This is a genomic window from Actinoallomurus purpureus (assembly GCF_024055795.1).
In the GTDB taxonomy this organism is placed as follows: Bacteria; Actinomycetota; Actinomycetes; order Streptosporangiales; family Streptosporangiaceae; genus Actinoallomurus; species Actinoallomurus purpureus.
In genome coordinates, this window is sequence record NZ_JAMXMY010000001.1 from 762,443 (window position 1) to 786,615 (window position 24,173).

Annotated in this window: 20 protein-coding genes and 1 pseudogene; 10 read left to right on the forward strand and 11 right to left on the reverse strand. The window is 68.0% G+C overall.

Annotated elements, in window-relative coordinates; all coding sequences use genetic code 11:
- Nucleotides 1-109 precede the first annotated feature (109 nt).
- Nucleotides 110-775, reverse strand: coding sequence for a recombinase family protein (locus NE236_RS03550; protein ID WP_345429661.1), 666 nt, complete (start codon nucleotides 773-775; stop codon nucleotides 110-112).
- Nucleotides 776-1,093: 318 nt separating this feature from the next.
- On the opposite strand from NE236_RS03550, the gene NE236_RS03555 reads away from it, so the two are divergent.
- The 3 genes from NE236_RS03555 (at nucleotide 1,094) to NE236_RS03565 (ending at nucleotide 3,469) form a co-directional block, all read left to right on the forward strand.
- Complete coding sequence (locus NE236_RS03555) at nucleotides 1,094-1,825, forward strand: hypothetical protein (RefSeq protein WP_252840315.1); 732 nt, start codon at nucleotides 1,094-1,096, stop codon at nucleotides 1,823-1,825.
- The gene (locus tag NE236_RS03560) at nucleotides 1,822-2,160 is read left to right on the forward strand and encodes a transcriptional regulator (RefSeq protein ID WP_252840316.1); all 339 of its coding nucleotides are present in this window, start codon (nucleotides 1,822-1,824) and stop codon (nucleotides 2,158-2,160) included. Before NE236_RS03555 ends, NE236_RS03560 begins: the two co-directional genes overlap by 4 nt.
- Nucleotides 2,161-2,263: 103 nt before the next feature.
- Complete coding sequence (locus NE236_RS03565; RefSeq protein ID WP_252840317.1) at nucleotides 2,264-3,469, forward strand: alpha/beta hydrolase family protein; 1,206 nt, start codon at nucleotides 2,264-2,266, stop codon at nucleotides 3,467-3,469.
- A gap of 111 nt (nucleotides 3,470-3,580) precedes the next feature.
- Here the strand turns inward: NE236_RS03565 and NE236_RS03570 are convergent, their stop codons facing one another.
- The 5 genes from NE236_RS03570 to NE236_RS03590 all read right to left on the reverse strand — a co-directional run bounded on the left by NE236_RS03570 (nucleotide 3,581) and on the right by NE236_RS03590 (nucleotide 9,388).
- Nucleotides 3,581-4,135 carry a Tn3 family transposase gene (locus tag NE236_RS03570; protein ID WP_252840318.1) on the reverse strand — a complete coding sequence of 185 codons (555 nt, stop codon included), beginning with the start codon at nucleotides 4,133-4,135 and terminating at the stop codon, nucleotides 3,581-3,583.
- A complete protein-coding gene (ltrA, locus tag NE236_RS03575; RefSeq protein ID WP_252840319.1) occupies nucleotides 4,096-5,577 on the reverse strand; it encodes a group II intron reverse transcriptase/maturase in 1,482 nt (493 codons plus the stop codon). Before ltrA ends, NE236_RS03570 begins: the two co-directional genes overlap by 40 nt.
- Before the next feature lie 176 nt (nucleotides 5,578-5,753).
- On the reverse strand, nucleotides 5,754-5,921 hold the full coding sequence (locus tag NE236_RS03580) for a hypothetical protein (protein ID WP_252840320.1): 168 nt from the start codon (nucleotides 5,919-5,921) through the stop codon (nucleotides 5,754-5,756).
- 169 nt (nucleotides 5,922-6,090) lie between these two features.
- Entirely contained in the window at nucleotides 6,091-8,814 is a 2,724-nt protein-coding gene (locus NE236_RS03585; RefSeq protein WP_252840321.1) for a Tn3 family transposase, read from the reverse strand.
- Between the two features lie 97 nt (nucleotides 8,815-8,911).
- A complete protein-coding gene (locus NE236_RS03590; RefSeq protein WP_252840322.1) occupies nucleotides 8,912-9,388 on the reverse strand; it encodes a carboxymuconolactone decarboxylase family protein in 477 nt (158 codons plus the stop codon).
- Nucleotides 9,389-9,663: 275 nt separating this feature from the next.
- On the opposite strand from NE236_RS03590, the gene NE236_RS03595 reads away from it, so the two are divergent.
- From NE236_RS03595 to NE236_RS03605, 3 genes and pseudogenes are all read left to right on the forward strand, one after another.
- Nucleotides 9,664-10,560, forward strand: coding sequence for an RNA polymerase sigma-70 factor (locus NE236_RS03595; RefSeq protein WP_252840523.1), 897 nt, complete (start codon nucleotides 9,664-9,666; stop codon nucleotides 10,558-10,560).
- 244 nt (nucleotides 10,561-10,804) lie between these two features.
- Complete coding sequence (locus NE236_RS03600; RefSeq protein WP_252840323.1) at nucleotides 10,805-11,833, forward strand: tyrosine-type recombinase/integrase; 1,029 nt, start codon at nucleotides 10,805-10,807, stop codon at nucleotides 11,831-11,833.
- A 396-nt stretch (nucleotides 11,834-12,229) separates the two neighbouring features.
- Nucleotides 12,230-12,619, forward strand: a pseudogene (locus tag NE236_RS03605) (DUF4158 domain-containing protein); the annotation flags it as partial.
- A 204-nt stretch (nucleotides 12,620-12,823) separates the two neighbouring features.
- On the opposite strand, the gene NE236_RS03610 reads toward NE236_RS03605, so the two are convergent.
- Nucleotides 12,824-13,222, reverse strand: coding sequence for a winged helix-turn-helix transcriptional regulator (locus tag NE236_RS03610; protein ID WP_132600282.1), 399 nt, complete (start codon nucleotides 13,220-13,222; stop codon nucleotides 12,824-12,826).
- Between the two features lie 104 nt (nucleotides 13,223-13,326).
- Here NE236_RS03610 and NE236_RS03615 point away from each other — a divergent pair, with 104 nt between their 5' ends.
- A complete protein-coding gene (locus NE236_RS03615; protein WP_252840325.1) occupies nucleotides 13,327-14,229 on the forward strand; it encodes an NADP-dependent oxidoreductase in 903 nt (300 codons plus the stop codon).
- A 147-nt stretch (nucleotides 14,230-14,376) separates the two neighbouring features.
- Here NE236_RS03615 and NE236_RS03620 read toward each other — a convergent pair whose 3' ends face one another.
- From NE236_RS03620 to NE236_RS03630, 3 genes are all read right to left on the reverse strand, one after another.
- The gene (locus NE236_RS03620; RefSeq protein ID WP_252840326.1) at nucleotides 14,377-15,057 is read right to left on the reverse strand and encodes a hypothetical protein; all 681 of its coding nucleotides are present in this window, start codon (nucleotides 15,055-15,057) and stop codon (nucleotides 14,377-14,379) included.
- A gap of 53 nt (nucleotides 15,058-15,110) precedes the next feature.
- Nucleotides 15,111-15,782 (reverse strand): ferritin family protein, encoded by a 672-nt coding sequence (locus NE236_RS03625; RefSeq protein ID WP_252840327.1) that lies wholly within the window; start codon nucleotides 15,780-15,782, stop codon nucleotides 15,111-15,113.
- Between the two features lie 758 nt (nucleotides 15,783-16,540).
- On the reverse strand, nucleotides 16,541-17,248 hold the full coding sequence (locus NE236_RS03630; protein ID WP_252840328.1) for a MerR family transcriptional regulator: 708 nt from the start codon (nucleotides 17,246-17,248) through the stop codon (nucleotides 16,541-16,543).
- A 602-nt stretch (nucleotides 17,249-17,850) separates the two neighbouring features.
- On the opposite strand from NE236_RS03630, the gene NE236_RS03635 reads away from it, so the two are divergent.
- Nucleotides 17,851-20,247, forward strand: a complete 2,397-nt coding sequence (locus NE236_RS03635; RefSeq protein ID WP_252840329.1) for an ATP-binding cassette domain-containing protein — start codon at nucleotides 17,851-17,853, stop codon at nucleotides 20,245-20,247.
- Between the two features lie 264 nt (nucleotides 20,248-20,511).
- On the opposite strand, the gene NE236_RS03640 is transcribed toward NE236_RS03635, so the two are convergent.
- Nucleotides 20,512-21,954 carry an MFS transporter gene (locus tag NE236_RS03640; protein WP_252840330.1) on the reverse strand — a complete coding sequence of 481 codons (1,443 nt, stop codon included), beginning with the start codon at nucleotides 21,952-21,954 and terminating at the stop codon, nucleotides 20,512-20,514.
- A 546-nt stretch (nucleotides 21,955-22,500) separates the two neighbouring features.
- On the opposite strand from NE236_RS03640, the gene NE236_RS44285 reads away from it, so the two are divergent.
- Nucleotides 22,501-23,322: a helix-turn-helix transcriptional regulator gene (locus NE236_RS44285; protein ID WP_252840524.1), complete on the forward strand. Its 822-nt coding sequence runs from the start codon at nucleotides 22,501-22,503 to the stop codon at nucleotides 23,320-23,322.
- A gap of 161 nt (nucleotides 23,323-23,483) precedes the next feature.
- Nucleotides 23,484-24,137 (forward strand): NADPH-dependent F420 reductase, encoded by a 654-nt coding sequence (locus tag NE236_RS03650; RefSeq protein WP_252840331.1) that lies wholly within the window; start codon nucleotides 23,484-23,486, stop codon nucleotides 24,135-24,137.
- The last annotated feature ends 36 nt before the right edge of the window (nucleotides 24,138-24,173 follow it).

Consider the following 24,173-nt stretch of genomic DNA (forward strand, 5'->3'; position numbering starts at 1 on the left):
ACGAGCGCGAACGTCTTGAGCGCGCCCAGAGTGCGGAAGGGGGGTGGAAGATCTCTGGTTATCCGAACTGGCCTCCGGGGAGGATCGGAACGGCCAGTAGCGGTAGCAGTCAGCTTGAGGTGAGCTGCCCGGGGATGCGGCCGGAGGCGCGGAGTTCCTGCAGGTCGGGGATGTGGTTGTAGAGAGTGCCGGGGCTGACGCCGAGGATCTTGGCGATCGAGGTGATCGAGTTCTCGGGGTTGGGGAGCATGTCGCGGGCGGCGCGGATGATCTCAGGGGTGGCGACGGTCGGGCGGCCGCCGACCCGGCCGCGGGCGCGTGCGGCGTCCAAGCCCTCGCGGGTGCCGGAAACGATCAGCTCGCGGATGAACTCGGCGAGCGCGGCGAAGACGTGGAAGACGAGCCGGCCGCCGGGGGTGGTGGTGTCCAGGCGCTCGTGCAGCGAGCAGAACCCGATCTCCCGGCGGCGCAGTTCACCGACCATGTTCACCAAGTCCTTGAGGGAGCGGCCGTAGCGGTCGAGCGCGGGGACCACCAGGGTGTCGCCGGCGGCGAGGAAGGCGTGGCAGGCCTTGAGCTCGGGCCGGAGGTCGTCCTTGCCGGACTTCTTGTCGGCGAAGATGCGTCGGCACCCGGCGGCGGTGAGTGCGTCGATCTGGCGGTCGAGCTTTTGCCCGCCGGTGGAGACCCGGGCGTAGCCGATGAGGATCTCGGTGCGGTGGGCGGGTTCGGCGACCAGGAGGTCGAAGACGTCGGGCTCGGAGGGGGTGCTCACGCCCGGGATTCTGTCAGAAAACGGTGTGCCGTACTTCTTGAACAAGCCTGGTTTTTGAAGGAGTTTTTGAAGGCCCTGAGGGGCCGTCGGGCGGTCCGGCTGCTGGTCTTCAGTAAACGATGGTTTATTGAAGCCTCTGTTCTATCGGCGCGCGCCTGAAGGTGTTGGGACGAGGACTTGATGGCCCCTGGGCATCAACGCAAGCCAGCGGGGTCGACCTCGGACTACCGGGTTTGCCGGATCCGATCTTGGAGTGCACACAGATTTCTTGCCATAACTGGTTTGTGATGCAAAGCTGACTGGGTGACAGACGCTTCGATGCCCTTGCAAGGCACGCCTCACGAAGTCCTCGCCGGTCTCGGTGAATTGACCCGCAAGGTCCGAGCCGCTCAGCGCGGCACCTGGTTTCCTCTCCTGCTGCTCGGCGTGCTCATGTTGGGGGGAATCCTGGTCAGCCGCTTCACGTTCCAGGTCCTGACCGTTCCCTGCCCGGCGACCGCCCCCGCCGCAGGCGTGGGCTGCACCGTCGTCAAGCAGGGGTCGCCGCTCTACTGGCCCATCGGGATTGCCCTCGCCTATGCGGCGACGGCGTTCTTCTACATCCGCCGCTCCCGCAACCGCGGCGTCGGCACCCCGGTCCGGCCCTACATCCTCACCGGCATCGCCCTGCTCGGTGTGGTGGCCGCCACCTCCTTCTGGAGCACCCGCCACGGGATCCCGCGGCCCGGTGAACCACTCGACTTCTGGGGCCTACACCTCGACCCCAGCTCCGAGATGACGAGGTTCCTCGAGCGACTCGTGGGGAACGCCACGGCCGTTGGGCTGCCGCTGCTGGTGCTGTCCTGGGTGGAACGCAGCCGGGTCCTGCTGCTGCTCACCGCGGTGTATGTGGCCATCGAATTGGTGCCGCTGCCCACCGGTTGGTCGGGGATCCCCTTCACCTCGCCTTGGTTCTTCCTGCCCCGCTACGCCGTCCCCGGCGTGCTCCTCCTGCTCGGCGCCCTCGGCTTTGGCCTGGCCGAGCTGCCCCGCAGGCGCAATGCGTCATGACCGATCAGCCCGAACAGCACCCCGTCACCGGTCTGGACGACGTGGTCCACCAGCGCGTCCGCCTCGGCATCCTCACCGTCGCCCACCAGGCGCGCCGGGTCGAGTTCGGCTTCCTGCGCACGGCACTCGGCCTCACCGCCGGAAACCTCAGCCAGCACCTCGCCATCCTGGAGAAGGCTGGACTGGTCGATATCGAGAAGGGCTACGAGGGTAAACGCGCCCGCACCTGGCTCTCCCCCACCCCCGCGGGCGACCGCGCCCTGCGGGACGAGGTCGCCCAGCTCAAGCGCCTCATCCACCAGATCGAGCACGGCAGCTCAGCCCCGGAGTCCTGATCCGGACCCCGGCGAACCGTGGTGAGCCGTGAGCGGCTCCCGCCGACGTCCGGCGGACCCGGGCAGCACGCCGAACACCGTCCAAGAAACCCAGGGAGGACACGTGACCATCACACCGGTCACCACGACGGACGTGACGCGCCGTCGCTTGCTCGCAGCCGCGCTGGTGACGGGGGTCGGGGCCGCCGTGCCGATCAGCGCAGCGCGCCAGGCGTGGGCGGCTCCGACCGCCCCCGGTCCGTCGCAGCTCACGCTGCCCAGGCCCACCGGGCCGCACCCGGTGGGCACGGTGCCGCTCCACCTCGTCGACACCTCGCGTCCGGATCCTGTGGCCGGCCCGGGGCATCACCGCGAGTTGATGGCCAGCGTCTGGTACCCCGCTTGCAAGACGAAGGCCCTGCCGCATGCTCCCTGGATGACCCAGGGTGCGCTGCGGGCGTTTCTGGCGGACGTCGGCTTCCCCCTCGATCCCGCCCTCGGCCCACTCACCGCCGCACACGTGGGCGCACCCGTGCACCAAACGGGCCACCGCCTGCCCGTCGTCGTGTACTCGCACGGCGCGGGCGGCCATCGTGGCGACCACACCATCATGGTCCAGGAACTCGCCAGCCACGGCTACGCCGTGGTCACCGTCGACCACACGTACGACGCGTTCAGCGAGTTCCCCGACGGCCGGCTCACCGTTCCGGCAGAGGTCCCGCCGTTCCTGGGGCCCCGGGACTTCGCCACGGACCTCCGGTTCGTGCTCGACGTCGTCGAGGGCCTTGCTGCCGGGCACAACCCCGACGTCGACGGCAGGCCACTGCCCCAGGGACTGCTCGGCGCCCTCGACCCGAGGTGCATCGGCGCGTTCGGCTGGTCGAAGGGTGGCACCGCCACTGCGCTCACTATGCTCGCCGACCAGCGCGTTGGCGCCGGGCTCAGTATCGACGGTCCGATGCAGCCGACCATCACCTCCGACCTGGACCGGCCGTTCATGATGATGACCGCTTCGTTTACCCGGGCCACCATGCCGGACGTCGCCGAGTTCTGGACACACCTTCGCGGTTGGCGGCTGAACATCCAGGCCGACGGGGCCATTCACAAGACGTACGGCGACGACGCGACACTGATCCCGCAAGCGGGCAAGGTCCTCGGCATGACCAACCAGCAGATTCAGGAGATGATCGGCGCCCTAGATCCGGCTCGGGCGGTCCGGATCCAGCAGGCCTACCCCCTCGCGTTCTTCGACCTGCACCTGCGACACCGCCGGGGACATCTGCTCGACGGTCCGAGCGTGGCCTTCCCAGAGGTGAAGTTCATCCCGTGAAGCGTCGGACCGCGCAATGCGCGGTCCGACCAAGCCCGCCAGGAATGCCGTCGCCATCCGGGCACGGCCTTCGCAAGTCCGCGCAGCCCTTCCATCGCGTGATCGGCGCTCCTACCGCTCGCCGTCGTCCTCCCCGCCGGTCGAGGGTTCGCGTAGCGGCCTGCGGCCGGCCTCCTGCGGGCGGAAGAACGCGTAGCGGCCGAGGAAGTTGATGTGGTCGAACTGCAGCGGTGACAGGCGAGCCAGCAGGTCGTCGGTGACGGGGAAGCCGTCAGCGGCGAGTTGCTTGGCCTCCCGGTCCAGGTAGAGGCTGTTCCACAGCACCACGGCGTTCAGGGCCAAGCCAAGGGCGCCGAGCTGGTCTTCCATGCCCTCGCGGTAGTTCTGCCGCAGCTCGCCGCGCTGACCGAAGAAGATCCTGCGGGCCAGACGATGGCGGGCCTCGGTGATGTTCAGCTGCTTGCCGATCATGCGGCGGTATCCGTCGTCGGAGATGAACTGCAGCAGGGTTGGGTCGGACCGGGGCGCGGTGCTGGCCTTGCAGCCAGTCCGTTTCCCCGGCCCGCCCGCCGCACCCGACGTGCGCGTCTCCGCGCATCGGGCGCTCCACGTGCCTTTCCCGCTGGTCAGCCGCCGATGGTGACGGCTCCCGGCTTCGGGGTCCATGGAGTCGGGATCTTGCTGCCGCGGTAGCGGTAGCGGGTCACTTTGACGCTGGATGTGCCAGTGAACTCGACTCCGTTGTGGGCGATGGTCCAGGTTCCCGGTCGGCAGAACCGGCGGCGCAGATCTTGCCATCTGAGCCGGGAGTGTTTGTGGTGGATCCACTTGGCGACGCGGTGCCACGCATGGTGGTCGATCGCGTGGAACACCTGCTTTGACACTCCGTATCTGAAGTAGTTCGCCCAGCCCCGCAACATCCTGTTCAAGCTGATCAGCAGCTCGCCCAGGTCCAGGTGCAGGGTTGACCTGTTCACTTTCTCCTTCACCTTGTCCTTGATCGACTGGATCGCCTTCTTGGACGGCTTGGTGTAGATGTAATGCTTCTGCGTTCCCCGCTTCCGCTGCCTGCGGATGTTGAAGCCGAGGAAGTCAAAGCCCTCGTCGATGTGGACCACGCGGGTCTTCTCCGGTGCCAGGCGCATCCCCAGCGGGGCGAGCACACCTGCCACCTCCTCACGCAGTGCCTCGGCATGGCGCCGGTCGCCCGACACCATCAGGACGAAGTCGTCCGCGAATCGGACGATCCTCCAATTGCCCAGGCCCTTCTTCTTGCGTGTGGCCCGCCGCTTGCAAGTGCTCATCGTCTCCTGCCATTGCCGGTCGAAGTGTTCGTCCAGCGCCGACAGGGCGATGTTGGCCAGCAGCGGTGACAAGATCCCGCCCTGGGGTGTTCCGGTCCAGGTGTCTTCCACCTCTCCGAAGGTCGTCATGACCCCGGATTTCAGGAACGCCTTCACCAGCGCACACATCCGCTTATCCTTGATCCTTGCTCGCAGACGACCCACCAGCGCCGTGTGATCGATCTCGTCAAAGCACGACTTGATGTCCGCCTCCAGCACCCATTGGTAGTTCCTGGGGTTGGACGCGAGGAAGTGGATCTCGGAAATGGCGTCGTGTGCGCGCCGGTTGGGGCGGAACCCATACGAGCACGGCAGAAAATCCGCCTCGAAAATTGGTTCGAGCACCGCCTTGAGGCTGGCCTGGACCACTCGGTCGGCGACGGTGGGGATCCCCAACTTGCGGAGCTTTCCGCTCCCCTTGGGAATCATCACCTGCCGCACTTCGACCGGCTCGAACGCACCAGACTTCAGCGAGTCCCGAATGTGCCCCAGGAACCTCTCCACCCCGATTCTGGTTTCGACACGGGCCACTGTGACCCCGTCAATCCCCGAGGTCCTCGCCCCGACGTTGGAGGCGACGCGTTCCCACGCATTCACCAAGAACGCCGGGTCATAGACGAGGTTGAACAGATCACCGAAGCGGCGGGACGAATCCTCTCCCGCCCAGCGGTGCAACTTGATCTGCATTCTCCGTACCGCGAAGTGCGCCGAATCTGGATCCGGCCACTCCACAGCGCTGGTATTCACCAACGCGTCTTCGGACATTGCACTCTTCTCCTTGACTGGCACGCTGCCGTCCTTCCCCACGTGCCGGGCTCTCCCCGGCTCCGAGTACTACGACGGCTCCGCCCCGTCCGCGCCTTCGGCCGGCGTCGCACCTATCCCCACCTTGGCCCTCTGGCCGAGGGCGGGTGGGGAACGTACGCGGACGGTTCCCACGTTCACTGCTGTTCGGTCGACGGGTTAGGCACCCGGCTCTGCCCCTGCGGCATCGCCACGGCTACGCCGTAGTCATTCACCGTGGCCTCCCAGCCCAGACCAACAATGCCCGACCAGGAGTTCCCCGCCCTTTGCAGGCGGTTGCGCACCGCGTCCCAGCCCAGATCCACCGGGTTGGAGCTGGTCCAAATTGAAGAGGCTTAATGACACCGGTTCCTCGCGTATACCTTCCCGTCTCGTTCACCGGGCCCGGCCCATCCGGTAGTGCTAGACCGACCCGACTTCGTCGAGGCTGCTCCCACCCTCCCCGGCGACCCCCGGATCAGGCTGCCTCCCACTTCACCCCGCCGCTACGACGGCAGAGCGACGGCGGTATCTCACCCCCGTCCGAACAGACCAGCGCCTCGTGGCGCACTGCAGGGTCTTGAAGATCCGCCCGTAGTGGGCGAACGCATCACCCAGACCGGTCGGGCGCCCGTCCCGGGACAGCATGCGGATCAGGTCGTGCCCGCGGACCTCACCGAGCGTCGGGGAGCCGGCCACCCGCAGCATGTCGCCCCAGTGCGCCCGGACCCGGTCCAAGCGCACCGTGTGCCGGGAGACCTCCTGCAGCGGCCCGTAGTCTGCGCTGGCGTGGGTGCGCCACAGCCGCGCGTCGGAGATGTCCGCGATCCGCGGGGAGAACTGGTAGCCACAGATCGCGAACAGCCCGAACACGATGTCGCTGTAGCTGGCGGTGTCGGTGACCACGGTTTCCGGCTTCGGTCCGCCGTCGCGGCCCAGCAGCGCGTCCAGGATGAACAGCGAGTCGCGCAGCGTGCCGGGCACCACCACTCCGCCCAGGCCCATGACCTGGTCATTGACCACGTTCAACCAGGTGGCGCCCTTCTTGCGAAGGCCGAAGTAGAGAGGGCTGTAGCCCGCGTGGATCGTCTGGACCGGCACGGTGAAGCGGACCCCGTCCGCAGAGGCGACCAGCCCGCCGCCCCAGGCCCGGACGATGTCCACCTTGGCCTGCGCGCCGATGAGCATCCCGTTGGCGGCGCTGATGGTCTCGGCCCGCAGGTAGCCCTGGTCGACCTGGACCAGCCGGGCGCGGGTGAGCGCCGGCACGTTCGGCTTGGCGACCGGGGTCAGGCCGACGTTGCAGGCCTCCGCGAGCAGCAGCGCGCACACGCTGACCTCGAAGTCGTCCATGTGCGGATCGGCGCCGGAGATGTGGGTGAACGCGGTCGTCATGCCGGTCAGCTCGGCGACCTCCAGCAGCAGCTCGGGGAAGTCGACCTTCGGCAGCATGCTGTTGGCCAGCTGCCGGAAGGCCGGCATCAGATTCGGCTCGAGGGCGGGGCCGAGGCGGTCCAGCTGCAGCTTGCCGTCCTTCACCGTCACCGCGCTGTTCGTCGGCAGCCCGGCGACGACCTGGTGGTAGGCGCCGTGCAGGGCCGAGGCGAGTTCGGCCAGGTGCGCGGCCGGCTCCGCCTCGAGCCCGAGTGCGGTCAACACGGTCGGCTCGGCCGTCTCCCAGCGGTCACCCGCCAGCAGTTTGGCCCGCGGGTCGCCCCACCGGTCCCCGTCCCTGGCGAACACGTCCCGGCGCCGAAGCGCCCGGTGCAGGTGCTCCAGCACGCAGAACGAGTACGCCGCCTTCTCCACGCAGCCCGGCTCGACATCCGGGTTGGCGAACACCAGGCGCCGCCACGAGCCGGTCACCAACTGCTGGTCGACCTCGGACGCGGCGACCTTGCGCCGGCCGACCAGGTGGGGCAGCTGCTTGAGCGCCTTCACCACCGGAGCCCCGGCCTCCACCGCGCCGAAGTCCACGGTGTCCACCAGCAGCCGGATGAAGCCGCGCACCGTGCCGTACCGGGAGGCCAGCGCTGCCCGCCACTCCGCGTCCTCGTCCCCGTCGCCGTCCGGCACGCACTCGGCGATCACGCTCAGCGCCTCCGCGAGCTTGGCGCGCGGCACTACCTTCTCGATCGCCTCCCAGGCGTCCAGCACCGATACCGCCTCGCCGTCTAGGGTGGCGGGCGCGGTGCCCAGCAGCACCTCCACCGCCTTGGCCACCCGTCCAGCCGCCTTCTTCAGCTTCGGCAGGCTCTTGAGCTTCTCCTCTCGTCCGATCCGCTCGGCCCGCGCCAGCAGCCGGCTGCCCATCAGGACGTCGAGCAGGTCCAGGGCGTCGTCCACCGAGGCGGTCTCCAGGTGCCGGACCGTGGCCAGCATCGTCGCGGTCTTCCGGGTCTCCTCCAGGTCCCGCAAGGTAGGCGCCTTCGAGCCCAGCCCGTACCGGGCCAGCGCCGCCATCCGCGCCGACGGCACCGCGCCCGTCTCCACCCGGCCGGCCCCGAGCGCCCGCACTTCCCGGGCGCGGTCCAGGGCTTCGCGCATTGCCGTGCCCGACACCCGCACCGGCCCGGTCCGCAGCCGCTCCAGCTCCGAGACCCGCTTCCCGGGCGGCACCTTCAGCAGCTCGCGCATCGCCTGCCGCAGCTCGCTCGGCACCGCCTCGTCCAGCGTCCGGTACAGCTCGGCCAGCTCCTGGGCCCGTGTCTCGGCCACCAGCCGGGTCAGCGTCGTGATCCCCGGCAGCAGCACCCGGTTGTCCACCAGCCACACCACCGCCCGGTCGAACAGCGCCCGCGGCCCCTCCACCGACGCCCACACCCGCGCCGCCAGGAAGGCGCGCACCTCCTGCTCCGCCTCGCCGAACTCGCGGTAGCCGAACGCGTCCCGGATCTCCCAGGCATGCTCGTAGCGGCTCTGCTTCCGCACCCCGTACCCGGCCCACTCGGACGCCTCGACGCCGAGCTGCTCGGCCGCGAACCGCACCACCACGGCCGGCACCACCGCCAGGTCCTCGGTCGGGAACACCCCAAGCATCCGCACCGAGCCCCACAGCACCGTGAAGCCGAGCCGGTTCGCCGGCGACCGCTTCGAGCGGGCAGCCTCCAGCCCCGGCACGTCAAGGCGGAAGAACTGCTCCAGCTCACCGGGCGTCGGCTCGGCCGCGAACCGGCCATAGCGGGAGACCTGATCGTCAGACAGGAAATCAACTGGCATGAGCCGGAACGTAGGGCCGCTGACCAGCGCAGATGGCCGGTTCACCGAACCGGAATCAAGATCGGTCCGTTGTCGCTACTGGCCGTTCCGATCCTCCTCAGAGGCCGAACTGGCCGGGCTGGTAGTCGCCGGCGGGCTGCTGGACGATGACGTTCAGGCGGTTGAAGGCGTTGATGAGGGCGATGGCGCACACCAGGGCGGCGAGCTGGTCCTCGTCGTAGTGCTTGGCGGCGTTCGCCCAGGCCTCGTCGGTGACGCCACCGGCCGCGTCGGCGATGCGGGTGCCCTGCTCGGTCAACTCCAGGGCGGCGCGCTCGGCGTCGGTGAACACCGTGGCCTCCCGCCAGGCCGCGACCAGGTTGATGCGGGTGGAGGTCTCCCCGGCGTGCGCGGCGTCCTTGGCGTGCATGTCGGTGCAGAAGCCGCAGCCATTGATCTGACTGGCGCGGAGCTTCACCAGTTCCTGCGTCGCGGCCGGCAGCGTCGAGTCCGCGAGCACCTTGCCCGCCGAGACGATGTGCTTCCCGAACTTGGCTGCGACCGGGCTGGCGAAGAGGTTCAAGCGAGCGTCCATGTCGGTCTCCTGTTGAGGGTGACTGGGCGAACATGAGATGCCGGCGACCCGATCCCTGTGACAGCGCACCTACGTGACGCGCGCCACAGACAGGCGCCGGCGCGGTCAGCCCCGTTCTGCTCTTTGCCGTCGTGGTGTCACAAGACGCCGGGGCCCGGCGTCTTATGGGTGGCACAGTCAGGAGTGAAGAGACAGGAGCACCCATGGCCAGAACGTTCCGGACCCCCGAGGCGTCGGCTGCGTCGCGGACCGCGCCGGAGGTCGAGGCGGGGGACATGAGCGGGGACGGTCGCCCGGACCCTGCCACCGAGGCGTTCGTCGCCCACCGCAACCTGCTGTTCACCGTCGCCTACGAGATGCTCGGCTCGGTCGCCGACGCCGAAGACGTCCTGCAGGAGACATGGCTGCGGTGGGCGGGCGTCGATCTGGCCACGGTGCGGGATCAGCGTGCGTACCTCGTCCGGATCACCACCCGCCAGGCACTCACCCGGCTGCGTACGCTCAGCCGCCGCAAGGAGTCCTACGTAGGGCCCTGGCTGCCCGAGCCGCTGCTTACCGCGCCCGACGTGGCCGAGGACGTCGAGCTCGCCGACAGCGTCTCAATGTCCATGCTGCTGGTACTGGAGACACTCGGGCCGACCGAGCGGGCGGTGTTCGTGCTGCGCGAGGTGTTCGATCTGGAGTACGACGAGATCGCCGAAGCCGTCGACAAGACCCCCGCCGCCGTCCGCCAGATCGCCCACCGGGCACGGGCCCATGTCGCCGCGCGCCGCCCGCGCGGCGTCGTGTCCCCGGCTGAGACCCGGGCTGCGCTCGGGGCCTTCCAACGGGCGGTCGAGACGGGCGACCTACAGAGCCTGCTCGACATCCTCGCGCCGGACGTCGTCGCCCTGAGCGACGGCGGCGGAGTCAAACAGGCCGTGCCGCGGCCCATCGTGGGGGCCGACAAGGTGGCTCGACTGTACGCCGCCGGTTTGAACACGGTCGGCGCCGAAATGTCGGTCGAGCCGGTAGAGGTCAATGGTGGCCCGGCGCTGCTCGTCCGACTCAACGGGGAGATCGACGGCGTGATGGCGATGCGGATCGAGGACGGCTACGTCACCGGCCTCTACTACGTGCGCAATCCCGAGAAGCTGTCGCGTGTGGAGCGGGAGACCGCTGTGAGCCGCTGAGGCCGGAACGACCTACAGCCGCTGCGCCCCGGAGATCACACGCGGCCACTGCCGCGGCCACCATGCCAAGGAACTCGCGACAGCGATCTCAGGCCCATCGGCCTACGGCGTCGCCGCTGTGCGTGCCATACCTGAACGCGGTACCTTTCCGGACGAGGCCGGGCATGCGATGCATGGGCGTCACCGAACGACGGTGACCCGACGAAGATGACGGTCGGCCGACCCGAAAATCTGGTGGTGATCGATGGCGGTGGGCGTGGAGGTGGTGGCCTCTGCGGCATCGGCTTCGGTGGAGCTACGCGGCGCCCCACCGGCCCGGACACCGCATGAGTTGGCGAGCCTGCTGCGGGTGGCGGGGATGCCGGAGGCAGGGCTGCGGGCGACCGCGATGTGGCTGGTCTCGGGCAGACGTGAGTCACCACATACGCGCATCGCCTATGTCCGCGACGTGAGCTGGTGGGTGTCGTGGTGCGCCGCGCGCGGCTGCGTGCCGGCGACGGCGACCACCGCGGCGGCGGATTTGTACATCGCGGCGTTGAAGGAATCAGGGCTGGCCCGCGCCAGCATCGGCCGCCGCATTGCGGCGGTCTCATCGTGGTACACCTACCTGGTCCGGGAGCAGTGCGCGGCGATCAACCCCTTCGAGGGCGCCGAGCGACCCCGGCTGGACACCCAGGCCTCCCGCACGCGGGGACTGTCGCGGGACCAGGTCACCGCGATCCTCCGCCATGCCGCCGATCACGAATCGGCGCGCACGTACGCGCTGTTGTGGTTGATGTTCGCCACGGCAGGGCGGATCAGCTCGATCCTGGACGCCCGGATCGAGCAGCTGAGCCAAGACCGCGGCCATCAGGTCCTGGACCTGGCCATCAAGGGCGGCCAGGTCAAACGGTTCGCGATTCCCCCGGCGGCGCTGGCGGCGGTGCAGCGCTACCTGGAGGAACGGGAGCACCCCCGCGACGGGCTGCTCTTCGTGTCCCGCACCGGCCGGCGGCTGGGGCAGTCGTATGCCTGGAAGCTGGTCAACCGAGTCGCCCGCGCGGCCGGGGTCACCCATGCGATCTCCCCGCACTCGTTCCGGCATTCGGCGATCACCATCGCGCTGGGGGACGGGCGGCCGTTGCACGTGGTGCAGGACTTCGCCGGCCACGCCGATCCGCGCACCACCCGGCGCTATGACCGGGCCCGTGACTCACTCGACCGCTCACCCGCCTACGAACTGGCCGCGATGGTCACCCCGGAGCAAGATCAAGAGCATCCACAGCGGCACTGATTCCGGGCTTGGAACACACTCCGGGGAGCAGCTGATCGTCGAAGCAGCCGCTGTTGTTCACACCCGCCAGTTCATCGCACTGGTCCTGGCCGCCAGCGAGCATCCGGGGCACCTCGGCAACTGGGCACTCGCCTTCGGAACCACCGGCCTCTGGCGGCCTCCGGTCCGCCCCAGCCAGAGCTTGCATGGGAGAGGGAACCACCGCACGACCATGAGGGGCAGACCAAGTAAGCCTGAAAGGGGCCAACGGGCTGGTCAGCGGTGGTGCGAACAGGTTGATGTGTGACCGTTCGCGTTGATTTGATCACGGTTCGGTGAACTGTGTGATATTGGATCGTTGCAGTCCGTTACGGTGCGCGGGTCCTGGTTCGAGGTGTTTCGGAAAGGGCTCCGCGAGTGACGTTGATCGAGCGCACCGCCTACTCGCAGTTCAAGAAGCTGACCTCGGCGCGGGTGCTGCACGTGTTCTTCACCCCGACGGCGGAGGAGATCGCCTGGTCGCGGGAGCGGACCAAGACGCCTGAGGCGTGGTTCGCGCAGGTGATGGATCTCAAGTGCTTCCAGAAGATGGCGCGGTTCTGCCCGCGGGAGGAGATACCGGAGGTGGTGGTCGACCACGTCCGGCGCTGTCTGGAGCTGGGAGCCGATGTCGAGCCGGATCACGGGGCGTCGCGGACGGCCAAGCTGCACCGCAAGCAGGTGCGGGCCCGGCAGGGGGTGAAGTACGACAAGGTCCGGGCGCGGGCGATCACCGCGGGCCGGGGCGCCAGAGCTGCTGCTGCGCGCCGCTACGAGCAGGCCAGCCCGGACTTCGCGGGGCTTGACGAGCATCGGAACGAAAATCCGCGCTAGCGAACCGTCGTGACTGACATTGGCGTGACTTTTCGTTCGGATGGTCCTGCTGACGACCGGTCCTCTGAGTCGTATCGCATCAGGCGCGTACACCTGCGAGGCCTGGAGGCCGCTATGAGGTGGTCGGCGTCCTGTGTTTCAGGGGCGTGCGTCGAATTGGGCGCGGGCTTCGAAGACGCGGTCCATGTGCGTCTCCGCCCAGTCCTTGATCGCGATCATGACCGGGAACAGTTCATGGCCGAGCGGGGTGAGCGCGTAGTCGACGCGGACGGGTACCGAGGCGGTGACCGTGCGGGTGACCAGTCCGTCGCGCTCCAGCGTCCGCAGGGTCTGGGTGAGCATCTTCTGGCTGACGCCGGCGATGCGGTGGGCGAGCTCGCCGTGCCGCTGCGGGCCGCTGGCGAGAGCCGGGATCACCAGCGCGACCCACTTGTCGGTGAGTCTGCTCAGCAGCTCACGGGTCGGACAGCCTTCCAGGAACGCGTCGTAGTCGCGTTTTGCCTGTTCACGGCGCTGTGCCGCGGTCGTCGTCGCCATCTTCCCCTCCTGTGGTGCCCTAGGCACTTCACGGTGCCTACTTTCTCACAGTTCCTTTGATTCGTACGGTCGTGGTGATCACGAGGTCCCACGAGGAGACGGCGATGCGCGCAGTCAGCTATTCACAGTTCGGAGGGCCGGAGGTCCTGCACGTGGCCGACGTGCCGGTGCACGAGCCCGGGCCGGGGCAGGTGCGGGTGCGGGTCGCCGCGTCCGTTGTGCACCCGGTCGACCTGATGGTCCGCTCTGGTCGGTTCCCGGCCCCGCTGCCGACCGGTTTGCCGTACACGCCCGGCTGGGACGTCGCCGGCACCGTCGACGCGGTCGGCCCATCGGTCGAGGAGTTCACGATCGGCGACGAGGTCATCGGCTTCTCGCCATGGCTGCAAACCACGGTCGGTGCCCACGCGGAGTACGTGCTGCTCGATGCCGCCTGGCTGACCTCCGCACCCACCGGCGTCCCCGCCACCGAGGCGGCGACCCTGCCGACCAACGGCCTCGCCGCCGCCCAGGCCCTCGACCTGCTGGCGCTCCCGGCGGGTTCGACCGTGCTCGTCACCGGCGCCGCCGGGCAGGTCGGCGGGTTCGTCCTGGCGCTGGCCCGGGCGACCGGCCTGCACGCCACAGGACTCGCCGGAGCCGACGACCGTGAGTTCGTCGAGTCGCTGGGCGCGGCTTTCCTGCCGCGCTCCGGCGATCCGACGGGGACGTTCGACGCGGTCATCGACCTGGCGGTGATCGGCCCGTCGCTGCTGGACCTCATCCGCGACGGCGGCGGCTACGTGGCCGCGTCACCCCCGCTTCGCCCGGAACCGGTGCGGGGAATCCGGACATTCGCGCTGGAGGTGCGACCCGACGGATCCCGGCTGGGCGAACTGGTCAAACTCGTCACCAGCGGCGACATCCCGCTCCGGGTCGCCGGCGTGTACCCCTTCGCCGACGCGGCGGCCGCCCACGACCGGCTGGCCCAAGGCGGCGTGCGCGGCGGCGTGGTGATCGTCCCCTGACCCGCAGCGAAGCCAGGCCGTCGCGATCATGCTCGCGGGCCGCCCGAGCACCTGAATACGACACAGTCCAATACGACAGGGCACCAGCCTGGGGTTGCGCAGGCCCGTCCGGACGGAGGCCGGCGGTGTGGTCGGCCTCGTCTTCGTTCACGAGGACTCTTCCTGTTCGGCGGCGGTCTCGGCAAGGTCGACCAGGGTCAGCGCCTGATCGAGCATGCGCCTGGTCTCGGCGGCCAGGGCGGCGCGGACGGGGTGGCCGGCGGGCAGGAACTCAAGCACCTCGTCCTCGATCCTTGCGGAGAGGCCGTTGAGCAGCCCGGCGGTGCCGCGTAGGGCGTCGGCGATGCGATTGTGGTCCAGGGCGTCTTCGGTCTGGTGGTAGACCGCCGCGGGCCGCAGTTCGTCCTTGGCGGGGACATGGTCGTGTGGGAGGCCTTCGGGCAGGAACACCGTCTGGAGTTCGAGGCCCGGCACGAATCCCTCCCACCCGTCGGGGTAGGCGGGCCCGGCGGGTTCGGGGTGCCGCTCGGTCAGCATGATCCGGCGGGCGATCACCGTGCTGACTCCCCACGGTGCGGGCCCGGCCGCCCACTCGATCGGGTCGAGGTGGACGCTCATGTCGCGGGGCAGCGCGGCCAGCAGGTCGGCGAGCTCGCCGGCTTCGGCGATCGACCGGCCGCCCTCGCCGACGATCGAGTCCACCAGCGCGACCTGCATCTCCAGGTCGTCGTGGTAGCCGGGCCACGGTTCCGCGCCGTCTGCGCGGCGCATCGCCAGCGGCAACGGTCTCTCCTCTGGGTAGGACGGACGGTCGTCGTCGCTGCTCACTGGGGTGTTCCCTGACCTTTTCGTCTGTGTCACCGATCGCCATCAGGTATTCATTAGACGATGCCGCGTGAGTCGAGTGCGGCTTCGACGATGTGCAGGTTCGCCAAGCCCGGCAGCTTCTGAAGGTGTGCATCGATTCCGTGGGCCGCCCGGCGGCCGTCGGGTCCGCTCATGAGGTGTCGCAGACTTTGTCGTACGGCTGCCTCGGGCATGACGCCTGATCCGACCGGAGCCCAGAATCTCCGCAGGGCGAACCGCGTCAGCCTCCGGGCCTTCTCGCTGCGTGCCAGCCGATCACGCGCCTGCGTCGCGTAGAAGGCGACATGGCGGCTCTCCTGCCGGACGATCCGCTCCAGCAGTGCCGACAGAACCGGGTGGTCCTCAAGTACGGCAAGGCGTTTGTATGCGGCGATCGCCGACCATTCATTGACCGCGCCCCACGCCATATGGACGGCTACGAAGTCGTCCCCGACGATATTGGCGAGAAGCGACTGCTTGATCGGGTCCAGCCGGTCGCGCCAGCCCCCGTCGCGGCGAACGGCCGCGAGGTGCTCATGGCCGACGTGGACGGCATGCATGCCGAGGACCGCGGCGAGGGCCTCACCGTGCCAGAATTCCTCGACATTCCACATGGTCATGAACGCCGTCACAACGGGATCCCGGTGTGACGGCGTGACGAGGATGTCGCGCATGTAACAGACCGTGTGGTACTCGATGTCGCACATGTACCGCAGGCTCACCACCGCCTGCGGTGACAGGGGACGATCGCGAAAATCACTCAGCGGAAGATCATCCCAGGTAATTCCCCGAGACGTGCGAGTGTAGTTCTCAATGTCAAAAGCCATGCGGTCGTCGCGGCTCGCCTGACGCGAGCCCCTGCCTCCCTACGTTCAGTCACCGTGGTGTAGGTCATCCATCAACATCGGCCATGCGCCGTGGCCTCTGATGAGCCGGAGCGCGACGTGGTGACCGTTGCCCTCCGGCTCATCAGCTAAGACAAAACGACATCGCGGTATGTGACAGCTCCGGGTGGCACATCCCATTGGTCGAGTGCCGCAGCGCCGCGCGAAGGAGGCCCGCATGAAACGCGGCAGCTCGCAGGTCGTGCCGCGCGAGCAGCTGGCTGCCGCGCTGGCCAGGATCGCCGGGCTCGTCCCGGATACGGACGGGGACGACATGGGGAGGGGCGGGCCGAGCTGGTCGCCTGCTACGGCACGGTGCACCGCTTCATCCGGCTCCTGGTCGACGTCATCGACTTCCGCGCGGTCCGAGGCCGGTGCCCCGGTTGTGCAGGCCCTCAAACGGCTGCCGGACCTGATCGGCAGGAAGAAGGTCTGCGGCGGATCTCATCATCGCCGTCCACCGGCACCAGGTTGAGGCCTGCGCCGAGGCCGGTCCAGCCCTGCTGGTGACCAGCGCAAATCCCTCACGCTGCACCAGGACGATGGATCAACCTCGGAGTGGACCGATAAGCGTGGTGGCATCAGCTGTGGTCCGTGTGCCGGCCCTGCTCGTGGAGATAGTGACCGGTCTCGGCGGACGCGTGGAGCATGGCGAGGGCGCGGGTGTGGAGGCGGTTGCGACGGTCGGCGATCGCGGACGCGGCCGAGGCGGGGGATGTGGCGTCGCGTAGTTCGCCCAGGAGCGGCGCGATCTGGGTGAGGAGGTATCCGCTGCGCCGTAGCTGGTGGACGATGTTGGCGTCTCGGATGTCGCTGGGGGTGTAGGTCCGGTACCCGGTGGCGGGATCTCGGTTCGGGTGTAGCAGGCCGGCTCCTTCCCACCGTCGCAGTGTGGCTGGGCGGAGGCCGAGCCGGTGGGCCAGGGCGCCGATCGTGGTGGGGCGGTGGGTCGGTCGCTCGTCGGGTGCGGGAGTCAGCTCCGTGAGTGCTTGCTCGATCGCGTCCAGAGTTTGCCGGTCGGTGAGCAGTTCGGCATGGCTGCGGTCGATGACGGTGAGTGCCTCGTCGGTTCGGCCGGTGTTGAGCAGCGTCATGATCGACCGGGCTGCGGCGTGGCCGTGGGCCGGGATCAGGGCGAGAAAGGTCCGCAACGCGGCGGCGTGCTCGCTGGTGTAGTGCCGATAGCCCGAGGGGGTGCGCTCGGCGGCGGGCAGGATGCCGGCCGCTTCGTAGTTGCGGACCGCCTGGCCGGACAGTCCGTGCGGCCGCGCCAAGTCCACGGGCCTCATGAGTTCTCCTCCAGGTATCGCCCCTGTTTAAGGTTGTTGCCACTGTTGCCCGCAGTTATTGAGTCAACCTTAAACTGGAACATGAACGTTACCATCGAAGCCATGGTGATTGATGAGTTGACGCACGCAGCCGTCGAGCAGTTCCTGAACGAGCGAGCACAGCAGCCTCGCCGGCGAACCGCGCGCTGGTGGAATGGATCAGGGAGCACAACCGCGTGCGGCCTCCGGCCGAGCAGCCGCGGGCGTGACGGTCGACAGGGACTACGGCAACAAGTACGCCGACTTTCGCCCGGCCCCTGGAACGTGCAGGTTCGGCCTGATGCCACCAGGTCCCCTCGCGAAGGATGCGGGCGTCAATGAGGACGGCGCCGGCCTCCGCGCGGCGGTCTTCAACCGCGGGGCCGAGTCCCGTGAAGAGGTCGACGCCCTCCTCAGCCTTGACCGCCCACCCCGGCCGACAGCGCCGATCAGGTAGACAGGGGACCGTTGCCGCGACCGCGCTGACGGGGGAGAACCGGTCGTACTGCTCAAGGCTGGTCAGATCGAGCCAGGCGACGCCGACGGAGCCGCGAAGGCGGCCCCGCCTAAAAGATGGAGACACGATGAGCATTGCCACGAGGACGGACATGCAGTCGCCTGCGCTGCACGTTGCCGACAGCCACGATTTGATCCGCGTGCACGGCGCACGCGTGAACAATCTCAAGGACGTCAGGATCGAGATCCCGAAGCGCCGGCTGACGGTGTTCACCGGCGTCTCCGGCTCGGGCAAGAGCTCCCTGGTGTTCGGCACGATCGCCGCGGAGTCGCAGCGGCTGATCAACGAGACCTACAGCGCCTTCGTGCAGGGCTTCATGCCGACGATGGCGCGGCCGGACGTCGACGTACTGGACGGCCTGACGACCGCGATCATCGTCGACCAGCAGCGGATGGGCGCCGACCCACGATCCACGGTCGGCACCGCCACCGACGCCAACGCGATGCTGCGCATCCTGTTCAGCAGGCTCGGGCAGCCGCACATCGGCTCGTCCCAGGCATTCTCCTTCAACGTCGCCTCGATCAGCGGAGCCGGCGCGGTCACCCTGGAGCGCGCCGGGCGGACCGTGAAGGAGCGGCGCGACTTCAGCATCACCGGCGGCATGTGCCTGCGCTGCGAAGGCCGGGGCATGGTCACCGACTTCGACCTGTCCGCGCTGTACGACGACACCAAGTCGATCAACGAGGGTGCGCTGACGATCCCCGGCTACAGCGTCGACGGCTGGTACGGCCGCATCTTCAGCGGCGCCGGCTTCTTCGACCCGGACAAGCCGATCCGCGAATACACCAAGACCGAGCTGCATGACCTGCTCTACAAGGAGCCGACCAAGATCAAGGTCGACAACGTCAACCTGACGTACGAGGGGCTGATCCCGAGAATCCAGAAGTCGTTCCTGTCCAAGGACCGGGAGGCGCTGCAGCCGCATATTCGGGCGTTCGTGGACCGGGCGGTCACCTTCACCACTTGCCCCGAGTGCGGTGGCACCCGGCTCAGTGAGGCGGCCCGGTCGTCGAAGATCAAGGGGATCAGCATCGCCGACGCGTGCGCGATGCAGATCAGCGACCTGGCCGCATGGGTGCGCGGCCTGGACGAACCGTCGGTGGGGCCGCTGCTGGAGGCGCTGGGGGAGACTCTCGACTCGTTCGTGGAGATCGGACTGGGCTACCTCTCGCTGGACCGGCCGTCGGGCACGCTGTCGGGCGGTGAGGCGCAGCGCGTCAAGATGATCCGCCACCTCGGCTCCTCACTCACCGACGTCACCTACGTGTTCGACGAGCCGACCATCGGCCTGCACCCCCATGACATCCAGCGGATGAACGACCTGCTGCTGCGGCTGCGGGACAAGGGCAACACGGTGCTCGTCGTAGAGCACAAGCCAGAGGCGATCGCGATCGCCGACCACGTCGTCGACCTGGGCCCCCGCGCCGGTACGGCGGGCGGCACCGTCTGCTTCGAGGGCACCGTCGAGGGGCTGCGGTCCAGCGGCACCATCACCGGCCGCCATCTCGACGACCGGGCCGCCCTCAAGGAGACGGTGCGCACACCCACCGGCACGCTGGAGATCCGCGGCGCCACCTCCCACAACCTCCAGGACGTCGACGTCGACATCCCGCTCGGGGTGCTCGTCGTCATCACCGGCGTCGCCGGCTCCGGCAAGAGCTCGCTCGTGCACGGGTCGATCCCGCCCGGCGCGGGTGTGGTGTCGATCGACCAGGGCGCGATCCGCGGCTCGCGGCGGAGCAACCCGGCGACGTACACCGGCCTGCTCGACCCGATCCGCAAGGCGTTCGCGAAGGCCAACGGCGTGAAGCCGGCGCTGTTCAGCGCCAACTCCGAGGGTGCCTGCCCCACCTGCAACGGCGCCGGCGTCATCTACACCGACCTGGCGATGATGGCCGGCGTCGCCACCACCTGCGAGGAGTGCGAGGGGAAGCGGTTCGAGGCTTCGGTGCTGGAATATCACCTCGGCGGCCGCGACATCAGCGAGGTGCTCGCGATGCCGGTGATCGAGGCCGAGGAGTTCTTCGGCGCCGGCGAGGCGCGGATCCCGGCGGCGCACAAGATCCTCCAGCGCCTCGCCGATGTCGGTCTCGGCTACCTCAGCCTCGGCCAGCCGCTCACGACACTGTCCGGCGGCGAGCGGCAGCGGCTCAAGCTGGCCACCCACATGTCCGAGAAGGGCGGCGTCTACGTCCTCGACGAGCCGACCACCGGCCTGCACCTCGCCGACGTCGAGCAGCTGCTCGGCCTGCTCGACCGGCTCGTCGACTCCGGCAAGTCGGTCATCGTCATCGAGCACCACCAGGCGGTCATGGCGCACGCCGACTGGATCATCGACCTCGGCCCCGGCGCCGGTCACGACGGTGGCCGGATCGTCTTCGAGGGCGCACCCGCCGACCTCGTCGCCGCCCGCTCCACCCTCACCGGCGAGCACCTCGCGGGCTACGTCGGCACAAGCGATTGAGGCGAGAGGAGCGAAAGCTCGCTTTCGCTCCCGAGCCGATTGAGCTTGTAAGAGGCGCCGCAGGCGCCGAACACCTGACCGAGGCCCTCGCGGACACCACAGAAAGCCCCAGCCGTACGACTGGGGGAGGTGCTCCGGACTTGCCAGGCGGCCATCGGAAGTGGGTGTCGCGGACGCGCAGGGGCGGGTAGCCGGTGGGGCCGAGCTGGGCGAGCTCTCCCTCGACGTCGACGTCGACGTCGACGTCGAGGGAGCCGAACATCGTCATTGAAACCGAGGGGAAGGGCGTTTCTCGCCCCCGGGCTGTGCGATGAGCCGCCAGGCGCAGAGCGCACCGATGAGATAGACGACGCCGACGAGCAGGAACGAGGCCGAGGCGCCCTGGTACCAGTCGTGTGCGACGTGCAGCACGGCACCGACCGCCGCGACGCCGACAAGCGAGCCGAGCTGGCGGTTGGCGTTCAGCATCGAACCGCCGATGTTGGCGTGTTCGCGTCCCGCCGCGTCCACCAGGGCCGCCGTCATGGCGGGAGCGATGACCCCGGCTCCGACGTTGGCGACCCCGATGACGACGGCCATCACCCAGTAGGGGGTGCCGGGTGACACCCCGATCATGGAGATGGACGCCACTCCGGCTACGAGAAGGAAGACCGTGAGCAGCGTGCCGTTCGTGAATCTCGCGGAGACCCGGGAGAACACGACGTTGGCCAGCGGAAAGGAGAAGGTCACCGGCAGCAGCTCCAGCCCGGCCCGGAACGGGCTGGCACCTCGCGCGTGCTGGAAGAACAGGCCGAGCATGAAGAGATTGCCGAACAGGGCGAGGTTGAAGAGAAAACCGACGGCGTTGGCCCCGGAGAAGCAGGGGTCTCGGAACAGCGCCCAGGGCATGATCGGGTTATCGGTACGGCGTTCGCGTGCCACCAGCAGTCCGGTGGCGATGACGCCCACGGCGAACGCCACAAGGACCGACGCGGCGTACCAGCCCAGATGAGGTCCTTCGATCAGCGCGTAGCTCAGCGCGGCGAGCGCGGTGATCCACACGATGTGCCCGGGCACGGCCAGTCTTGTGGAGCGGCCGGCGGCGGGGGCGATGTGGCGATGCGTCATCAGCATGCCGACAAGGCCGATCGGCAGGTTCAGCAGAAAGACACTTCGCCAGCCGAGCGCGTTGACCACGATGCCGCCGATCGTCGGCCCGAACCCGGCCGAAGCCGCCACGATGGCGGACCACAGACCCAGCATCCTCGTGCGCTCCCGCCGATCAGGGAAGGAGTACACGAGCAAGGCCAGGGAACTCGGCATGAACAGCGCGGCCCCGGCCCCCTGGACGAGCCGAGCGCCGATGAGCGCGCCACCGCTGGGAGCGAGCGCGCACGCCAGGGATGCGACGAAGAAGACCCCCATGCCTCTCATGTACGCGGTCTTCGCGCCCACGCGGTTGGCCACGCCACCCCCGAGGAGCAGCAGCGAGGCGAAGGTGAGGACGTAGCCGTCCACAACCCAGGTGAGCTCGGTGAGCGTGGTGTGCAGCCGTGCCTGGATCGTCGCTCCGGCGACGTTCACCACGGTGATGTCCAGGCTCGCCATGACGAATCCGGTGGCAAGTGCGGTGATCTTGATCTTGCCGGAGGTCGCCCGCCCGGCAGAGGCAATGTCGTCTGCTCCCCGCACGCTGCCAGCCCCGGCCTTCTCATTTAGTCGCGACATTACGCTCCTACCCAACTCAATGCATCGATATTTGTCAATGACAACGAGAGTGGATTGAGTCCTTCCTCGACCGATGGCCGGGATCGCCAACGCAGCCGACGTGCCGCGCTCAGGCCTTCGGGCCATCGGCCGATCCGAGGGCGTGAGACGGGCCGGCTCGCAGGCCGACTCAAACCCGTAACGGCAGCCCAAGTAGGCCGCTCGGTGGCGACATAGTCGTGATTCATCTACTTATCCGACTAGGGTCATTTCCAATACTATTACTATTTACACCAGTAAATCACTTGCGGGCTGGCACGTTCCACTCCGATCGCGACACCATGCTACAGAAGGACAAAAAGGGAGAATATCGCCCTAGATGCGACAGGGCTGGCATTACCGCCTCATACGTCACTGGCGAGAGCTTACATGCCTGCAAGAAGCAGTGTTTGTCACTGGTGGTTGAATTGCCATCACGGTATGTGATTCAAGAAAACCTTCTGTGAGTAATTGACATGACTATTGGGCTGATCTAGCTTCGGCGGCGTGACATCCGAACACTCAAGAGTGGATGGTCAAGGTACGAGACGAGAGGCGCTACGCCATTTTCTTCGGTCCCGCAGAGCTCGTATTTCTCCGGGCGATGTAGGGCTACCGGAGGCCGGCCGACGTCATACACCGGGTCTGCGTCGCGAGGAGGTCGCCGTGCTGGCCGGGGTGAGCGCCTCGTGGTACACGTGGCTCGAACAGGGTCGGGACATCCAAGTCTCCAATGGCGTTCTCGATGCAGTCGGCGGTGCCCTGCGACTGGACTCCACGGAGCGAGCACACCTGTACCGACTCGCCGGCAAACTGCCGCCACCAGCGATGACGGCGCCTACTGGAGTCACGCCCCATCTCCAGCGAGTCGTCGACGGATGGCTTCCGGCGCCCGCCTATGTCGTTGATCGCTACTGGAACACATTGGCCGCGAACGCGATCGCGCGTTCGGTTCTCGGCATCGACGACACGGACTACAACTACCTCTCGGCGTTCTTTACAGATCCGCTGACCGAAAGCCGGTATCCACAGTGGAACGAAATCGCGGTGCAGCTCGTCGGCCAGTTCCGTGTCCAGGCGGCACGTTTCCCAGACGATCCGAGCTTCGATCGAATGGCCAGGAAGCTTTCCTCGACCAGTCCACGCTTCGCCGAACTCTGGGCACGGCACGAGATAAGAGATTGCGAGATGAGTAACGTCGAGGTCCGGTGCCCCGACCAGAGGATCCTTTCTTTCGAGCACATCTCTCTCGGCTTCGTCGAACGCGTCGACTTCAGGATCATGCTCTACACGCCACGCACCGGGGCGAACGTGAGCCCTGAATTGCAGCAGCTGACCGGAACACTCTGACCTCGGCCATCACCCCTCGTATCACAATCCCTGCGTTTATCACGCCACCCACTGATCGGCGGACATCAGGTTGGCACCCAATGGGCGGTGCTCTCACGCATGCCTCTTCCCGCAAATAATTCCCGGGCTATCGGACGGTCACATCAAGGAGACATACCGAGATGACAGAAGCCAATGGAACTCGGCGGATCGGCCTCCTCGGCGCCGGCAACATCGGGCGACCGATCGGCCGGCACTGGCTGGCGGCCGGACACACCGTCACGTTCGGCTCGCGCTCCCCGCAACGACTGGCCTCGTTCATCGGGCCACTGGGGCCGGGCGCACGAGCGGCGTCGTACGCCGATGCGGCGACGGCCGGCGACGTCGTCATGCTCGCGGTCCCGTACCAGGCGCTGGACGAGCTGCTCGACACGGTCCGCGACCGGTTGGCCGGAAAGATAGTCATCGACGCGGCCAACCCGATGGGCCTGTCTCCGGACGGACGCATCATCTCCACGCTGGAGCCGGGCGTGACCCAGGGGCGCCGCACCGCCGACCTGCTGCCCGGCAGCACTGTCGTCAGGGCGTTCACCCATGTCATGGACGAGCTGCTGTGGTCGCGCGGAACACGGCAACGGCACTTCTGGGGCATGGCCCTCGCCGGCGACGACGCCGAGGCCAAGGACCTGGTCTCGAACCTGATCCTCGACGCGGGGTTCACCCCGGTAGACCTGGGCGGTTTGGAAAACTCCTCGGCACTGGACCCGGGTGGGCCGATCTTCCCGCACATGTTCACCCCGGCGGATCTGCGAGCCACGGTCACGCTCGTCGGCTGACGGTGACGCCCTGATGGCCCCACGGAACGGAAGGAA

Excerpts from the sequence above, each read along its gene's own strand:
- NE236_RS03630 (WP_252840328.1), bottom strand. The coding sequence starts at position 17,248 with ATGAGGCCCGTGGACTTGGCGCGGCCGCACGGACTGTCCGGCCAGGCG.
- NE236_RS03595 (WP_252840523.1), top strand. The coding sequence starts at position 9,664 with ATGAGCGGGGACGGTCGCCCGGACCCTGCCACCGAGGCGTTCGTCGCC.
- NE236_RS03555 (WP_252840315.1), top strand. The coding sequence starts at position 1,094 with ATGCCCTTGCAAGGCACGCCTCACGAAGTCCTCGCCGGTCTCGGTGAA.
- NE236_RS03635 (WP_252840329.1), top strand. The coding sequence starts at position 17,851 with ATGAGCATTGCCACGAGGACGGACATGCAGTCGCCTGCGCTGCACGTT.
- NE236_RS03590 (WP_252840322.1), bottom strand. The coding sequence starts at position 9,388 with ATGGACGCTCGCTTGAACCTCTTCGCCAGCCCGGTCGCAGCCAAGTTC.
- ltrA (WP_252840319.1), bottom strand. The coding sequence starts at position 5,577 with ATGTCCGAAGACGCGTTGGTGAATACCAGCGCTGTGGAGTGGCCGGAT.
- NE236_RS03600 (WP_252840323.1), top strand. The coding sequence starts at position 10,805 with ATGGCGGTGGGCGTGGAGGTGGTGGCCTCTGCGGCATCGGCTTCGGTG.
- NE236_RS03640 (WP_252840330.1), bottom strand. The coding sequence starts at position 21,954 with ATGTCGCGACTAAATGAGAAGGCCGGGGCTGGCAGCGTGCGGGGAGCA.
- NE236_RS03560 (WP_252840316.1), top strand. The coding sequence starts at position 1,822 with ATGACCGATCAGCCCGAACAGCACCCCGTCACCGGTCTGGACGACGTG.
- NE236_RS03585 (WP_252840321.1), bottom strand. The coding sequence starts at position 8,814 with ATGCCAGTTGATTTCCTGTCTGACGATCAGGTCTCCCGCTATGGCCGG.
- NE236_RS03570 (WP_252840318.1), bottom strand. The coding sequence starts at position 4,135 with ATGGACCCCGAAGCCGGGAGCCGTCACCATCGGCGGCTGACCAGCGGG.
- NE236_RS03650 (WP_252840331.1), top strand. The coding sequence starts at position 23,484 with ATGACAGAAGCCAATGGAACTCGGCGGATCGGCCTCCTCGGCGCCGGC.
- NE236_RS03625 (WP_252840327.1), bottom strand. The coding sequence starts at position 15,782 with ATGTGCGACATCGAGTACCACACGGTCTGTTACATGCGCGACATCCTC.
- NE236_RS03610 (WP_132600282.1), bottom strand. The coding sequence starts at position 13,222 with ATGGCGACGACGACCGCGGCACAGCGCCGTGAACAGGCAAAACGCGAC.
- NE236_RS03615 (WP_252840325.1), top strand. The coding sequence starts at position 13,327 with ATGCGCGCAGTCAGCTATTCACAGTTCGGAGGGCCGGAGGTCCTGCAC.